The 16,483-nt window shown below is 47.4% G+C and carries 14 protein-coding genes; 2 read left to right on the top strand and 12 right to left on the bottom strand.

The genetic code is table 11. From position 1 onward, the window contains the following. Positions 1 to 40: 40 nt before the first annotated feature. Together AC506A_RS04245 and AC506A_RS04240 are read right to left on the bottom strand one after the other, a co-directional pair. Positions 41 to 1,612, bottom strand: a complete 1,572-nt coding sequence (locus AC506A_RS04245) for an extracellular solute-binding protein (protein WP_495459722.1) — start codon at positions 1,610 to 1,612, stop codon at positions 41 to 43. A 463-nt stretch (positions 1,613 to 2,075) separates the two neighbouring features. Next, entirely contained in the window at positions 2,076 to 3,689 is a 1,614-nt protein-coding gene (locus AC506A_RS04240; RefSeq protein ID WP_495459721.1) for an extracellular solute-binding protein, read from the bottom strand. A 220-nt stretch (positions 3,690 to 3,909) separates the two neighbouring features. Here AC506A_RS04240 and AC506A_RS04235 point away from each other — a divergent pair, with 220 nt between their 5' ends. Beyond that, on the top strand, positions 3,910 to 6,162 hold the full coding sequence (locus AC506A_RS04235; protein ID WP_495459720.1) for a helix-turn-helix domain-containing protein: 2,253 nt from the start codon (positions 3,910 to 3,912) through the stop codon (positions 6,160 to 6,162). Positions 6,163 to 6,210: 48 nt separating this feature from the next. Here the strand turns inward: AC506A_RS04235 and AC506A_RS04230 are convergent, their stop codons facing one another. From AC506A_RS04230 to AC506A_RS04210, 5 genes are all read right to left on the bottom strand, one after another. Then, entirely contained in the window at positions 6,211 to 7,197 is a 987-nt protein-coding gene (locus AC506A_RS04230) for a Gfo/Idh/MocA family protein (protein WP_495460965.1), read from the bottom strand. Continuing rightward, positions 7,185 to 8,612 carry a hypothetical protein gene (locus AC506A_RS04225; RefSeq protein ID WP_495459719.1) on the bottom strand — a complete coding sequence of 476 codons (1,428 nt, stop codon included), beginning with the start codon at positions 8,610 to 8,612 and terminating at the stop codon, positions 7,185 to 7,187. Before AC506A_RS04225 ends, AC506A_RS04230 begins: the two co-directional genes overlap by 13 nt. 206 nt (positions 8,613 to 8,818) lie before the next feature. Next, positions 8,819 to 10,066, bottom strand: a complete 1,248-nt coding sequence (locus AC506A_RS04220) for a Gfo/Idh/MocA family protein (protein WP_495459718.1) — start codon at positions 10,064 to 10,066, stop codon at positions 8,819 to 8,821. Positions 10,067 to 10,099: 33 nt separating this feature from the next. Further along, positions 10,100 to 10,837 carry a DeoR/GlpR family DNA-binding transcription regulator gene (locus tag AC506A_RS04215; protein WP_495459717.1) on the bottom strand — a complete coding sequence of 246 codons (738 nt, stop codon included), beginning with the start codon at positions 10,835 to 10,837 and terminating at the stop codon, positions 10,100 to 10,102. 16 nt (positions 10,838 to 10,853) lie between these two features. Continuing rightward, positions 10,854 to 11,720: a class II fructose-bisphosphate aldolase gene (locus AC506A_RS04210; protein ID WP_495459716.1), complete on the bottom strand. Its 867-nt coding sequence runs from the start codon at positions 11,718 to 11,720 to the stop codon at positions 10,854 to 10,856. A 209-nt stretch (positions 11,721 to 11,929) separates the two neighbouring features. Between AC506A_RS04210 and AC506A_RS04205 the strand changes: the two genes are divergently transcribed. Next, positions 11,930 to 12,973: an SIS domain-containing protein gene (locus tag AC506A_RS04205; RefSeq protein WP_495459715.1), complete on the top strand. Its 1,044-nt coding sequence runs from the start codon at positions 11,930 to 11,932 to the stop codon at positions 12,971 to 12,973. A 414-nt stretch (positions 12,974 to 13,387) separates the two neighbouring features. On the opposite strand, the gene AC506A_RS04200 is transcribed toward AC506A_RS04205, so the two are convergent. The 5 genes from AC506A_RS04200 to AC506A_RS04180 form a co-directional block, all read right to left on the bottom strand. Continuing rightward, positions 13,388 to 14,335, bottom strand: coding sequence for a hypothetical protein (locus tag AC506A_RS04200; RefSeq protein WP_495459714.1), 948 nt, complete (start codon positions 14,333 to 14,335; stop codon positions 13,388 to 13,390). A 10-nt stretch (positions 14,336 to 14,345) separates the two neighbouring features. After that, positions 14,346 to 14,534 carry a hypothetical protein gene (locus AC506A_RS04195; protein ID WP_495459713.1) on the bottom strand — a complete coding sequence of 63 codons (189 nt, stop codon included), beginning with the start codon at positions 14,532 to 14,534 and terminating at the stop codon, positions 14,346 to 14,348. 12 nt (positions 14,535 to 14,546) lie between these two features. Further along, complete coding sequence (locus tag AC506A_RS04190) at positions 14,547 to 15,422, bottom strand: HAD family hydrolase (protein WP_495459712.1); 876 nt, start codon at positions 15,420 to 15,422, stop codon at positions 14,547 to 14,549. Positions 15,423 to 15,472: 50 nt separating this feature from the next. Beyond that, on the bottom strand, positions 15,473 to 16,135 hold the full coding sequence (locus AC506A_RS04185; protein ID WP_495459711.1) for a 3'-5' exonuclease: 663 nt from the start codon (positions 16,133 to 16,135) through the stop codon (positions 15,473 to 15,475). Between the two features lie 156 nt (positions 16,136 to 16,291). Beyond that, positions 16,292 to 16,465, bottom strand: coding sequence for a Spo0E family sporulation regulatory protein-aspartic acid phosphatase (locus AC506A_RS04180; protein ID WP_495459710.1), 174 nt, complete (start codon positions 16,463 to 16,465; stop codon positions 16,292 to 16,294). Positions 16,466 to 16,483 lie beyond the last annotated feature (18 nt).

Raw genomic sequence — 16,483 nt, 5'->3', positions numbered from 1 at the left:
CGAGGGTTCCTTCAGATGGCTGCAATAAGCGGATTTACTCCTACTCCCAGCCAGGCTTTACATTTTTCTCCGTTAACATGTTGTTCACATCATCGATAATCTCTTGACCGCCGTTATCCAAATACTCCTTGACCGCTGCATCCCATTTGTCCATCTTCTCGTTGCCGACGATCATCCGAGTCACATGGTCATTGAACGCTTGATCCAGCTCCGAGCCATTCTCGTCTGCTACTGCCGATGTGATATAATCCACTGGATTTTTGTAGAACTTCACTGATTTGAGCGTATCGACTGCATCTTGAACGAACTGCTTCGCGAGCGGATCTGTAAACGAGTTTTGCGGCTGAACCGCTTCTTCGTTTGGTGCCCAATAACGGCCAATGAGGTAACTCTTCGGACGCGAGTCTTGTGCATCCGGAATATCGATTGGAATGCCTTCTTTGATTTCGTACCCTTTGCCTATACCGCCCATTTGCCAGTCAAAATCAGCATTATCCGCGTTGCGCTGCTCCCAAGGAACGAATGTGCTCATATAGTCGAGCATGCCGAGAATACGATCGACTTTATCCGGTTGGTCCTTCAAATTGCCGTTCAGCATAATCATTTGGTAGAAGCCTTTGCCGGAAGCAATATAGCCGCTTTGCCCATCTTCTTGCGCGAATGGAGGAATAACGGCCAGATTTGCAGAAGGCTGCAATTCTCTCAGGCCAGTGAACCGCTTCTGGTTAAAATCATAGGGCTGTTCGAAATACATCCCGTATTTGCCCGTGAAGAAATCATTACGCACATCGCCTTGCTTCGCGACTGCCCAGTCTTTGGACAACGCACCTTCTTTGTACAGATCCGCCAGGAATTGAATTTCATCCTTGTGCTGGCTCGTAATCGTACCTGGAATGAGCTGGCCTTTGTCATTCTTGTAGTACCAGGCACCGGAATCCCAGCCAACGCTCATCGCTGCGCCGTACAGAAGACCTGTTCCGACAGAGGAGATTCCGAGGCCAAGCGTATCGTCCTTGCCGTTCTTATCCGGATCTTGTTTGGTGAAGGCGACAAGTACTTTCTTGAGCTCTTCATAGTTTGTAGGAATCTTGAGGCCGAGATTATCGAGCCAGTCTTTACGAATAACCGGACGTTTGCCATATTTCTTAGGGAACCATCTTGGAATGGCGTAGACATTGCCGTCGACCGAAACGGAGTCCCAGATTTCTTGCGGAATTTGCGATAATGTCGGGTATTTCTTGATGATGTCATTGAGAGGCAAGAACGCGCCTTGCTTCGCCCATTTCACAAAGTTGGCGTCAGGTCCTTCTTGACCGATCATATCCGGCAAGTCTCCTCCAGCCATTGTGACCGCCAGTTTATCCGGATACTCCTGCATATAAATAAATTGAGGCTTGAAGTCAATGTTGAATTTCTCATTGATTGCCGTAACCGCCGGGCCTTCAGGAGCTGGGATCGCTGTATCCCAGAGACCATCCATATAAGAAACAGTGAACTTCTCCTTTGGTGCAACTGCAGGCTCTTCTGTGGTAGTGGTCGCAACAGCATTGTCAGATTTCGCTGCGTTTTCTGTAGTTGCCGTACTGCTGTTCTCTCCATCGTTATCCCCCACGTTGTTTCCTCCACTGCAGGCGGCAAGGGCTGAAGCTAGGGCCAATATGAGAACTACAATCAGAAATCTTCTACTCTTCACACAAACCCCTCCGTTAGCTTGCTTGTATTGCGAGGCGCATTCTCCTCTTTTCAAGCTTATAGGAAGGACAATATGATGAAAATCGACTGATCTTTGACTGCTTCAACGATTTATTAGCTCAGGTGAAAAAACGTGAAGTACCAATAAAATCGACCAAGTGTTGTAGCTCACTGAGTGTGCTTCTTGCCCAATATTCGCTGCTTTCGCTACCATGTAGACTTCTGGGTGTGCTTCTGAAGTAATGAGTAGCTCCCAGAGCAACACATTCACCGAAAAGTGGTGGAACCGAGTAAAGTGGAGCCCCCGCCATGTCCCAACACAAAAAAGAACCATCTCAAAAGTCGCCCTGCACACTTTTGAGACAGCCCCTATAAGCACATCGTTATTCCCAGCCCGGCGAAATATGCTGCTCTCTGATGAGCTTGTTGACCTCGTCAATAATCGCTTGCCCGCCGTTGCTTAGATATTCCTCGACTGCGGCGTCCCAACTAGAGATAGGTTCATCACCGACAATCATACGTGTCACATGGTCCGTAAACGTTTGTTCAAGCACTGACTCCTTCTCGTTGCGTAGTGGAGAAGTGATGTAATCCACTGGATTTCGGTAAAACTTATACCCTTTCAAAGTTTCGACCGCATCGTGCACGAACTGCTTCGCAAGTGGATCCGAGAAGATATTTTGCGGTTGAACCGCTTCATCATTTGGTGCCCAGTATCGGCCGATTAAGTAGTTTTTAGGGCGTAAATTTTGCGCATCAGCTTTCTCGACCGGTATGCCGTCTTTCATCTCATACCCATTCCCCACACCACCATATTGCCAGTCAAAATCCCCATTCGCCGGATTTCGATTCTCCCACGGAATCCAACTGCTCATATAATCGAGCATGCCGAGAATCAGATTCACCTTCTCCGGCTCCTTCATCAGCTCGGCGTTCAGCATAATCATCTGATAAACGCCTTTACTGGAAGAGACATATCCTCTCTGACCGTCATCCTGCTGAAAAGGTGGAATGACAGCAAGTTTAGCCGATGGCTGCATTTCTCTCAAAGCTGTAAAACGCTGTTCATTGAAATCATAGGGCTGCTCGAAATACATGCCGAACTTGCCGGAGAAGAAATCTCCCCGCACATCGCTCATTTTGGAGACGGCCCAATCTTTCGCAATAGCATCTGCCGAGTAAAGCTCGGCTAGAAATTGGACCTGCTCCTTGTTGCTCTCCGTAATTGTGCCGGGAATGAGCTGCCCAGCAGCATTGCGATCATACCAAGCGGCTGAGTCGTAACCGGCCCCCATGGCTGCCCCATACAAAAGTCCAGTACCAACAGAGGACAACCCTAAACCAAGGGTATCATCCTTCCCATTCTTATCAGGATCATCATGAGTGAAGGCAATAAGCACATCACGCAGCTCCTTATAATTAGTTGGCATCGGCAAACCTAAATTGTCCAGCCAATCTTTCCGAATCACCGGATGTTTGCCATATTTCTTCGTAAACCATCTTGGAATGGCATAGATATTCCCTTCGACAGAAACAGATTGCCATACACTCTGCGGTATTTTGGATAACGTTGGGTAGTTCTTAATGAGGTCATTCAGCGGCAGGAACGCACCTTGCTTCGCCCATCTGACAAAGCCGGAATTGGGATTCTCAAGGCCGATCATATCCGGTAAATCACCGCCTGCCATCGTAACCGCGAGCTTATCCGGGTACTCCTGCATGTAATAAAATTGAGGCTTGAAATCAATGCCGAATTTCTCGTTAATCGCATGAACCGCGGGACTATCCGGAGAAGGAATGACAGCGTCCCATAAGCCATCCATATAGGAAACGCGGACCGCGTCGCCATCCGTAGCATCGGTATCATTCTGCGCTGACGCCAATGCTTGATTACTAGCAGAATCGGCTATAGTCGTCGTGTCTTCATTGCCGCTGCAGGCTGCAAGGAGCGAGAACATCGAGATGATGAGTATGCCTGCTATCCCATTCTTCTTCATACGATTGCCCTCCTTAAACCTAGCTCAGCACTATCATTCTGCTATGTTATTCGACAGGATGTGCATCGATATCCTCCTATTTTCCAAGGGAACTTTCCTAAACTAGCAATTGTTGAGTGGTTTACCAAAAAGTTTAAATACAATTTTCTACCTTGATTTAACAGTTTTCCGATGCTACTATGGGGACATCTCATGTATTCCAAAGAAGAGGAGGAAAACAATGGGAAAAATCGGGCTCCTCAAGCACGCTGCAGGCTCCCTATTCATTCAGCTTTTACTAAGCTTTCTAGCCATCCTCATCCCTCTTATCTCATTCTTTTTCTTCTCCTTCACACTCCTGAAGAATCACGCCACAGATGAAGTCATCAAATACAACACCTTAAGCATGAATAAGACAATCGAGAAATACGAGAATCATTTCAACCAAATCCGGAATATTGGACTTGATCTGCTGTTAGACGAGAAATTGACCACGCTGAATCGCCCCACTCTCGATTATTTGAATGCACGACTGCTCATGCGATCCATTAACAGCTACTTAGGCCATAAAGATATCGCCGTGCAAAATATTTTCATCTATTTCAAGAAAAGCAACTTTGTCATTTCAGGCGACCGAGGTGTCGGTGCAGATGAAATGTTCGCTAAGTATTACCAAAGCGCGGACTATTCGCCGGCGTTCTGGGCAGAGCAATTCAACAAGCCGGGAAGCTACAGCATTCTGCCCTCCTCCACATTTAAAGAGAAGACCATCAATCAACTGACGGCCAAGGGCCGATATATGCCTGTTATTGTCCGGAACAAATTCCTGCCCGATTATCAAGTAATCATTATGCTTGATTTAAACAAGATGCTAACCGAGTTCCACGATTCCTCACAAGATCAATTCATCCTGCTGGATGCAGCACGCCACCAGTTAGCTGCTGATAACGTCGACGAGCAGACAGCAGTCTCTCTGCCCGCACCCGAGAACGGTAAGAATTATGTGAACCAGGACGATATTTATTATTTCAACAAAACAGGTGTCTTCACCGGTATCCGGTACGTTAAGATCGTTCCCGACAATCTGATTTCAGCCCAAATTAGCAAAATCAACACGATTCTGCTCACCTTACTGATCGTGTTCGCCATTATCAGCATTTGTGCTGCTTGGTTCTTCACGAAACGGTTCCATAATCCCGTTAAGAGTATCATGCAGTCCATTCAAACGTTAAACGCACCTTCTGCTGTTCAGAGCAGCATTCACGAGTTCAACTACATTAACGATCAAGTTCGCCACCTTGTCCAAACGAACAATACGATCGATCAAGCCAACAGCCGCAAAAACTCCCTGCTCAGCTACTATGCGTTTATGAACAAAATAAAAAATATTAAGCTGAAGGATCAAGAGCTATATGATTTCTCCATTGAAGAACCATACCGCCTGCTGCTATTTAGATTACAGTTTACGCCCTCCTTCTTCCGTGACATTGACGCAGATGAAGGTAAAGCCTCCTTCTTTGTACGCGAGTATATTGACTCTCATTTGAAGTCGTATGTGCAGACGCAAACGATTCAGCTGGAGCATGATCTGATTCTATCGCTCGTCATCGGAGATGCCATTCAAGAGGAGATTCCGTCCTTTCTCAGCAGCTTGAAGTCCGTCTTTGACCTCGATCAGCGCTATTGGTCCATTACGATCGGCGTCGGCAGTTTATATCGGCATTCATCTGATTTGACGCGGGCTTACGAACAAGTACAAGCTTTACTCGACTATCGTAAACTTGGGGATGTAACCCAAATCATTACAACCGCAGATTCCCTGCCGGATTGGCAAGCTACAATGACAGGCGGACAAGAGCAAGAGCTTTATACCAACTTGTCATCGGGCAATGAGGAATTCGTGCTTCGTATCGTCTCTAAAGTGCTGGGGCAGCTTGAGAAGAAAGAGGCAACGGCAAACCAATATTATGATTTTGTTGATCACATCGTCCAATTGGTCACCAAAACATTCGCCTCTCTTCATCTTGATATGCAGGCTCTTCAGAGCTATATGGCGTCGTTCGGCAAAGCACGAAGTTGTTCCAATCCAAACGAGCTGCAACAGTATCTGATCCAACTGCTCACCTTCACGATCGCTCGTGTTAACGAGAAGAAAGCCGCTCGTGACAATATCATTGAGTTTGTGATGAAATATATGGAGCAGCACTACCGGGACGACATCACCCTTGATATTCTGTCGGATAAACTTAATATCTCTGCCAGCTATTTATCGACTTATTTCAAAACCAAGACTGGCATGAACTTTATCGATTACATCAACAATTACCGAATTGATCTGGCCAAATCGCTTCTGAAGGGTCCCGATCTGCGAATACAGGATGTGGCCTCGCAAGTCGGCTATCAGAACATTAATTCATTCAACCGAATGTTCAAGAAAATAAGCGGCGTGACGCCAAGCGAATTCCGCAAGCAGCAGTACCTCATCGAAGGGTAAGAAAAGCCGCTTCTATTCACGAATATCGTGATGGAAGCGGCTTTTCAATTAACCGTTATAGGTTTCGGCGCGATTACGAATGGCTTCCATGATTGCAACGGATTGGATCGATGAGCTCAGATCCTGTGTCAAATTCCCGCCTGATTTCAAAGCATCCAGAAAGCTGGCATTCTCGTGATAAAAGCCGAATGCCGTCGTCCACTCCCGCTCCTCGCGAATGACTTCAACCTTCCCCTTCTCCGAACAAATGAGTCCAGCGAAGCTGTCCCGACTTTCCATTAGCGGCAAATGCAGCTCATAGGAGAAGCCCTCCCCCCGAATGATGACCATCTCTCGGGCTGACCCTGAATAGGGATAACAGTTCAGATTCACACGCACGCCGCTGCGGAAGGAACCTTCTGCCATGATATTGATGAGACCGGGAGCAATTCCAGACAAATCATCGTACTGAAACCTTAGCGCCCCGTACTCGGAGCCGGCGATAAACTTCGCGGCATCAATGGCATGGATCGCAGTAGTGGAGAAATCAGCATCCTTGCGATTAATCCGTATCATATCATAGGTGATACTATAAATTTGTTTATTCTGCGTTTGTGTACGCAGTTTCTCGATGAGCAAGGCAGTCATCGGGGCAAATCTACGGTTAAATGCGACACGATGACATATCCCCTTAATAGCAGCATGTTCTTGAAGCTGAATAACATCTGCGATGTGGATACCCGGTGGTTTCTCTAAGAAAACAGCTGCACCGGTATTCATGACCTGCATCGAGATTGGGACCGTTAGATGCTCTGGAACTATGACCCATACGGCATCCAATTGTTCCGTCTCAAGCATCTGAGAGAAGCTGGTGTAGGCACGCTCGAAGCCGAAATCCGCCTGATATGCTTCTGCGGCCTCCTTATCTATATCACAGCAAGCCGCAAGACGAACACCGCCGTTCATTTCTTTGTATTGCTTCAAGCAAGGTCCATGCGTTGCCCTTGAATGCCAGCCGCAGCCAATTAATCCGATTGTCAGCATCAGACGCCACACCGCCAATCGATATCTTCATGGGCCTTTAATGGAATCGACAATGAGCCATCTTCGTTCACTTTCTGGGCGCATGCCCAGTTCACTTGTTTAAATTGACCCGGTTTCACTTCAATTTGCAGGGCAATCTTTATCTCTTGATTCCGCCAGGATGGAGGCAGAATCATGGAAGCCAGACTGACTTTACCAGGTAACGGACTTCCCTTATCCAGCTTGCCGCGCACCTTCTCCGATCCATCTGCGCTCACTGCTTCCAGCCACAACGTACCTGGGACTCCGGAAACTCCGTCATTGGCAAGCGCGAAGACCAGCTCATCTGTGCCATGACGCTTCCGCTGCCATACCCATGAAGGGCGGAGACGATAGCCCAAACGGCGTTGAAGCGTCTCTATCCCCTCCGGGTATAGCTCGTTATAATTCGCTATCGCTTCAGCCTCTGTCCATAACCCCCAATAATTCCCGCCAATATCAAGCGCATGCAGCATGGAGTTCGCAATGACATCGACATTCCCGCTATCGAATTTGAGCTTCTCCTGCTTGAAATGGCGGTAGTAGCCATCCTCAATAACAGCCGCAGTCCAAGCCGCCCTACCTGAAATCACTTCGATTTGCTCCGGTTCATCCAGAATGATGCTATCCGTCCGTACCCAACAGTCTTCATTCATCGCATACTCTCTTACTGTACGATTGCCGGTACGGCTGATGTCAGGCTGCGTATTAACGGCAAGCGGTGTATGCTTCCAACGCTCTATTTGCAGCCTGGTCATCGACATGAACGTATGCTCAGCCGTTGTATAATCAGGAAATGGATTCTTAAGATCATTCGTATGACCTTCTCCCCAGAATCCATACATCATCAGGTCCACAAACTCGATGATGGGATTGCCGTCAAATCGTTCAGCTAACAGTTCATTTAATTCCGTGAATGCAGCTTGGAACGCCGGATGATCATAACGAGGTTCATAATAATCAAAGTCCAGATCATTGAAACGGCCGATATTGACGAGCGGAACCTGATCGTGCAAGAAATCCGGCATGGCGAGTCGTGCAGGCTGGATATTGGGACTCGACAGCTGGATACGGAAGGCAACTCGGAGGCCATAACGCTGCGCGGCAGCAAGCGTCGCTTCCCAGATCGGATGCAAATCGAGCCGTCCGGGACTGGATTGTACATCCCTCCAATCACAGCGAATATAGAGAACATCGACATACGGAAGCTTTGCCAGCTTCTCTACGTGTTGTTCGATTGTCTCCTGCCCTTGCCTCGCTTTAATGGAGGGTCCATTCTCCTCCCAGGCGTATGCAATCAAACCCAAGCCAGGATTACGGACAGGCTTGCTCGATGGAGTCGTCGTAAAGATCGTGTACCACCCATCATCTTGTTCAATCTGAAAGGGTCCTTGATACAAGCGTCCCAAGTTTATCTCCTTCTTTGCCCCTGTTTCCACCGACAGTTCAACTCCCCTAATTGAATGTAAAATCGTACCTCTTACTCTCAAAATATAAGAAGACTGGCGGAAAAGATATCTACGAAATTTTCGCACTTTCATCATTTTATTGATTTTCACAAATCTAGCAGGTAAACAAAAAAAGCGACAAGCAACGCTTGCGCCTCTTCCTTTCCCTATGCCTCTTTCAATTGCTCGATATATTCATCAAATTGCACCGTTTTGCAGGTTAATCGCGACTGTTCCGCAGCGAACACTAGCAGATGACTATGCGCCGATTCCATTCCGGAGCTGACACCGTTGCTCTGCGTCTCTACCTGTCTGATAAAGCTCTGCATAAGCACGGAATCCGCACCACTGTGCGAGCCTTCGTTCTGCTCCGGACGGATGATCTCCGTTCTGCCATTGAAATGCCGGATTTCAATCTCATTTGTTCCCGAATGTCCGAGCATCTCACCTGTGGTTCCCATGATTTTGAATGAACGACTTGTGTCCCGCGTGAAGGCCGTCATCGTGAATGCAACCGTCACGTCATTATCGAAGAGAAGATTGACGACCTGATGGTCGACGACATCATTATCGCAGCGATACACACATCTGCCATAGGGTCCATGCTGCAAGGCATGAAGACGCGCTGCCAAGGTAGGTTCGAGCGAAACGACATTTTGCGGCCATTCGTCTTTCTCATTCAAATACAGTTTAATGGCAGATAATGAACACTCATGCTCAACTTTACAGCCATCGGTGCATCGTGCGGTTGACCCTTCAGGGGCATTCTCTTCTCGGAAGTAAGACAAGCTGCCAAAGGAGGAAAGGCTCTTACAATTGGCGCCGATGATCCACTTCAAGTAATCGAGATCATGGCAGCATTTTTGCAGCAGCATCGGACTGGATAAGGCCGTGTTTCGCCAGTTTCCGCGCACGAAGCTATGAGCTTGGTGGGCGTACCCCACATTCTCCGTCCACTGGATCGTCATCAACCGCCCTACTGCTCCCTGATCCAGTAATCGTTTCACGCTGCCAAAATAATTCGAGTACCGCATGCTATGGCAAATCGTCAGAATCAGGTTGCGCCGCTGCGCTTCCACTGCCATGAACAACGCTTCCTTCGGGTCAGGCGACATAGGCTTCTCCAGCAAAATATGATAACCGACTTCGAGCGCCTTCATCGTCGGCTTGTAATGCTCTCTGTCCATCGTACAGATTAGCAGCGCTTCACAAAGCTTCGGTTGATTTAGCAGCTCCTCCCAGCTCGCAAATTGCAGCTCAGGTGCGATGCCGTACATTTCAGCAAACTTCATGCGTCTCTCTTCGTTTGGTTCTGCCACGGCAATAAATTTGATTTCATGGGGTTTGCGTAAAGCATAGGAGCCTAAGCCAAACATCCCTCTATTGCCTGCTCCGATTACTGCGGCATGTATCATCTCTAAGACCTCCAAGCGAATTAGAATGTACGATTATTCCTCATCAAAATCAAGATCAAGATCTGTGATCACACCTGTCACTTTATCGTATGGAATGATGGTAAACAGCGCTGTTTTGTGCAGCTTAGCCTGATCGTACACGGCATACACCTTGCTGGAACGCGCGATGAAGAGCTGTGCGATACGGGCTTCCAGCTCATTATGAGTTGTAAACCCATGCTCCTGCGAAACGCCGTCAACGCCGAGGAACATTTTCGTAATGTTCAGCTTCTCAATGACGCTCTCCGCAAGAGGGCCGATCAGCTCATAGCTCTTATGCCGCATAACTCCGCCCGATACGACAACCTGCACCCCTTCGGCATCGAACAATTCATTCGCGATGTTGACCGCATTGGTGACCACAGTAATGTTTTGGTGATTTTTGAGCGCTCTAGCAATCATGAATGTGGTCGTGCCTCCGGTAAGGCAGATGATATCGCCTTCCTCCACTAAAGAGGCAGCAGCAGCGGCAATTCGCTCCTTCCCTTCTCTGCTGACATTGCGTTTCTCGGCAAAAGCCAGCTCTGCGTTTCTGCTGCTTCCTTCATCATAGATGGCTCCGCCAATGGTACGAATGACTTTATTCGATTTCTCGAGCACTTCCAGATCCCGGCGGACGGTCGCGATCGAGCTGTCCGTTGCCTCCATCAAATCCACGATCGAAGCTTTGCCTGTCTCCTTGATTCGCTCAAGTATTTTCGTTCTGCGAAGTTCGCCTTTCGATTGCAGCATGCTCTTTCCTCCATCATTAGCGCATTTCTACAGCTTTGCCCACACAGCCGCACAGCTGCATCTTCTCCATGGCAAGCCGCTTAACGGCTTGTTTGGCCGGCACCATATAGGTACGCGGATCATTCTCACTAGGTCTAGTTGCAAAAACATCCTTGATTGCATCCGAGAAAGCAATGCGAAGCTCAGTGGCAATGTTCATCTTCGCCATGCCAAGCGAAACCGCGAGCTTTACTTGTTCAGCCGGAATGCCAGAACCGCCATGCAGCACAAGTGGTGCGGCAACGCGCTCCGCAATGGATGCGATTCGTGCAAAATCTATGTTTGGCGTTCCTTTATAAATGCCATGCGCTGTACCGATAGCAGGAGCGAGCGTATGGACAGCTGTTAATTCCATGAATTTCACACATTCGTCAGGGTCAGCAAGCAATGCATCGAGCTCATCCACGACAATATCGTCTTCTACGCCTCCAACCTTGCCTAACTCCGCTTCCACATTGACGCCGGCCGCCTCTGCGATTTCTATCACTTTCGCGGTTCGCCGCACATTCTCATCGAATGGATGCATGGAAGCATCAATCATTACAGAGGTATAGCCTGCGCGAATACATCTGACAATGAGATTAAAATCCGTACAATGATCCAGATGAAGGGCAATCGGCAAGCCTGATTGATTGGCGGCAACCGTGGCAGCCGCAACGATATACTCTGGTCCTAAATGTTTGACTGTACCTACTGTGGATTGAATGATTAGCGGTGATTGCGTTTCGATCGCGGCCTCGGTCACCGCTTGCAGCATCTCAAGCGTGTGAACGTTGAATGCAGCTACGGCATATTTACCGGCTCTGGCTTGCTGAAGCATGCGGGTGGATGAAAGAAGTGGCATAAGGAAAGAAGCCTCCTGTCGTTTCTGAATGACTGCTGTACAGACAAAAAATTATTGGAAGTGACTCTGATAAGGTAATCATATCGGGTTGTTTTGATCTTTACAATCATTTTTTGATCGTTTAACACAAATAATGATTGATGGCATCACGGAAAGGAACTATTATAGAGGCATACACATCGACAACACCTATTATGAGGAGGATTCCGATGAGCTTGACCTATGAGGAAATAAAATCGCAATATTCGGCCCTGCAGCAAACATACGACTACATGCTGACGAATCGCACCGTGATTACCGATTTCTTTCTTTCGCAAGGCAAACGCTCTGTCACCTTTATAGGTTGCGGCTCGAGCTACACGCTTAGTGAATCCGCAGCGTTCTCCGTTCGCTTACGTGCCGGGATTCCCGCTTCTGCTCTTGCAGGCGGCGATTTGCTGCTAAATGCTCCAGCTTACACGCCACTGCTGGGCGATACTCTTCTCGTTGCGCCATCACGCTCAGGTTCTACTAGCGAAATCGTCGAGTCGGTTCGGCTGCTGAAAGCACGTGGTGAAGCGCCTGTATTAGCAATCTCATGCGTTGTAAACTCCGCCCTATCTGAGATCGCAGATCTCACACTATCGCTTCCATGGGCGTTTGACCACAGCGTGTGCCAGACGAGAACCGTAACCAATTTGTATACGGCTAACCTCATGATCGCCGCATTTCTCGGCAATGACGAAGCCGTCCTTGCCGATATCGCCATTGCGATCGCTCAAGGCGAAGCCTATATGGAACGCGTTGAATCGGCGATTCGTGAAGCAAGCGACTATGGCTGGACGAACGCAGTCCTCCTCGCCGATGGAGAGCTGAACGGCCTTGCAGCAGAAGGCGCAATCGCGCTGACGGAAATCGCCAAGGTTCAAGCCCATGCGTTCCATGTGCTGGATGTTCGCCATGGTCCTATGGTGACGGTTGGCCCGGACACGCTCGTCATTGGACATCTGTCGGGCGAAGGAATTGAGCATCAACGCAAGCTGATGCAAGACATTCGCGCTCGCGGCGCAAAGGTAATCGCATTCGGCGATGCTGCTGCCAACATCTCAGCGGATGATGTCGATCTTGCCATAATGACGGCTTCGAAGCTCAATCGGCCGGTTCAAGGAATCCCGTTCTTATTCATCCCCCAAATCGTCGCCCTCTGCAGCGCGGAGAGTCAAGGCATCAACCCCGATGAGCCGGATGGCTTAACGGCATGGGTTAAGCTGTAACGGCGGAAGCGCAGCATCGCGCTCACTTTCTCGCACCATTCACTCGCGCACCTGACCGTTTACTCTCTCGCACCATTCACCCGCGCGCCTGCCCGCTTACTTCTCGCACTATTCTCTCGAAATTCTAACGAACCCAGGAGGCCTTATTTGCCCCAAAATGGGCCATTTGAAATTCTAACGAATCCTACGGACGTTATTTGTCCACAATACCATGCTCTACTGCACTTTTTGGCCAAATAGCGTCTCTACGATTCGTTAGATACGTCGAGAAGCCATTTTCACGAAAATAAGACCTGTACAGTTCATTAGAATTTCTGATGACGCAGCTGACTCTTCCACCGATCCATTCGCCCCACCTGAACATAAAAAAAGATGGCCTCCTCTTCAAGCAGGAGCCATCTTATTTTTCATCTATCACTCGCTCTTCGTATCTTCAATCCAGCTTTGACGCTTCGTGACGAGCCCGGCTCGTGTCGCTTCTGCTTTGGCGTACTCCGCTTCGAGTTGTTTGAGAACTTGGCGAACGTTATGAATGGCATGTAAGGTCTGTTCTTGAGAGTCCTTGATGCGACCTTGGACAATCCAATCTGCAATAAGGCCATCAAACCAATAGTCCGCCATCTTCAATGTTCCGCTAATATCGATGACGATGTTCATGCTGCGATTCAGATCATTCAATTCATCACGAAAGTTGAGCAATTGATGATTCGCTTGATGGATAAACCCTTTGGCGTCGTCAACATGACCATGCTTGATATGGGTGCTGATCGCGCCGCCGCCGCCCCATAGATCCCAATTGCCCCAATTTTCCGCTTTATCCAAACAGTTCGAAGCATCCTCCAGCGAAGCCATTACACGTTTACCAGCCGTTACTGCTTCTTTAATTTCTTTCACTAGGAGGGTCTGTTCTGCGATTTGATCCTCCATCATTCGCAGCTCTTCAGAACCGAAACTTCCGCTGCGCAGCGCCGCTTCTTTGACCTTCATCAGTTCTTGATAGTCGTACTCTGCACTGCTGAATGCAGCAAGCGCGTCGCCTATTAGCTTCAATTCATCCTGCGTATCGGCTAAACGTTGCTTTTCTTCCTGCAACTTGAGTGCGGCCTGCAGTGCCTGCTGTCTTTCCATTTCAAGCTGTTCATCCTTGCTGCGAAGGATCGTATGAAAAATATTAGTCAACGTAAGACCCGTAAGCTTATCGACATCGGCTTGCTCGGATTCAAGCTGCACTTCATATTGGATAATGAGGCGTTCTTGAGCGTGAAGCCTCTTCGTGAGCTCTTCTCTTCTGCGCTCTGCCTTTTGAAGATGATGAACGCGTTCCTTCGCCTCAATAATTTGACGATTCAAGTCTTCTGACATCGTATTTCCCTCATTCCATTGTTTGTTGTTTGTATTGCCGAATCGCTTCTTCAAGTAGCGCTACTTCTTCTCTACCCAATCTGACGGTTACATATTCAGGCGAAAGTCCTCCATCGTTCACTTCCAGCAGCAAACTTTGATCGCTCGAATCCAATCGTGCGCTGAATAAATCATGATCCATTAATGTTACCCAAGCCAATACAGTCTCCTCCTATATCCCCTGAATACGATTCCTATCTAATAATTTCTTCAAAAACTCCGCGACTCCATGTTCATCATTACTGCCAATTACTTTGGTAGCCATGTTCTTTAGTAGGGGATGCGCATTGGCCACGGCGTATTTCTCATCCGCCAATTCGAACATGGATACATCATTCAGTTGATCGCCGAAACAAACGAGCTTTTTTGCCGCGACTATTCGTTGTACGACTTCGATCCCTTGTCGTTTCGTTGCATGTTCATTCGTCAATTCCAGCCAATAGAATTTCGAATAAATATCTTCTGAATAGTGGCGAACCACTCGAACCTCTCTGCCAAAATAATCATTCATCGCATCCAACTCTTCTTTACCAGCAATAACATTTATCGAGATGATATTCTCGTGCCCCACCATTCCAAAATCACTTACTTGTGTGAATCGTTGATCACCATTCGCTATTCGTCCGCCAATATAGTCATCTTCGCCGTGGTTTGTGATTCCTTTGTAATAAACCTTATTTTCACCCTGTGCATTGACCGCATAGACGATTGGAGATAAATGATTCTCTTCGTACTTGGCTGCAATATGCTCAGCAATGTCATTTGCAAGATAATTGGTTACGATATTTACTCGTCTTACAGGATCGTAGATAAAAACGCCATTAAAAAGAACAATCGGTAGCGTTAGATGCATGGGAGCTAAGATTTTCTCCGCGGAGTCAATCGACCTCGCAGTTGCAATCGAGAACAGATGCCCTTCAGCAAGAAAGCGATTCACAACAGCAATCGTTTCATCACTTAATTGCTGATTCGAATGAAGCAGTGTTCCGTCCAAATCCGACATGTATAAGATCAGTACCATCAACTCCAGTCTTCGCATAGCCAGCATCGTGAATGATTTCCCATACGTTCGACGAGCCGAAGAAGTTTCAACCCCCTTTAACTCATATACATCTGTGGAATGATGAATCTTTTTACGTTCAAGCCTTCGTTCAGCTCAAAATCATTCACTTGTTTCACTTGGTACTCAGCCAGAATACTCATCAGGATCCGGCTAATCAACACACAGTCTCCTGCCGCATCATGACGTTTGATATCTGTATCATCTATCGCATAATAATCAATGAAATAATCCGTAGAGAATACATCATGAAGCTCCGGATGAATGTTTGCAAATAAAGCTTTCGTATCGATAACCGTTTTATCTACAAACGGAACATGATGCTCGTTACAATGTCTCTTCAGCATGGGGATATCATATTCATACCCTGCCTGAGTTACCAGAACAGCATCCCCGCAGAAATCCAGAAATCGATTGTACACTTCCGGGAAAGTTGGCGCATACTTAAGACTTTCATTCGTTATTGCTGTTAGCTCCTGGACGGCATCCGGTATCGGCTTAGGTGATTTAACAAGTGAAGTAAACGTAGCTACTATTTCGCCATTTCGAAATAAGATAGCGCCAAACTGAGTAATATACTCCGACTCTACGAAAATCCCCGTGCCTTCCAAATCAAAAATACAATACATCCGATCAAGTAGATTTTCCACACGAATGCCATCAACTACATATACTTCTTTCGATATAAATGTAATATTCATATTGGACTCCGATTACCTCCACATCCATTGTAAAAAAATAACAACTTTAGTTTACCATTATTAATTCGTGCAATGCACCTGCAAACAAACAAAAAACCCAAGTCATAACCGACAACTGGTCGGTATGAATTGGGTTCTACTCATTCTAAGGGATGATTATGATTTACGTTTATATCGTTTTCGCTGCAGTTTCTGATAAACAAAAATGTATCGATCCAACTGCTGACTGACGAACACGACTCTCTCATCTGTGAGGCTTCCGTGCTTACATGCCCGATCATTCATTTCAAAACGTAATGATTCAATTTTCTCTTGCAAATAAGATTCCATTGTACCATTCTCCGTTCT

Source organism: Paenibacillus sp. N22P23 (genome assembly GCF_059383735.1).
Note: the sequence above shows the minus strand (reverse complement) of the source record. Positions and strands in the feature narration are given on the sequence as shown.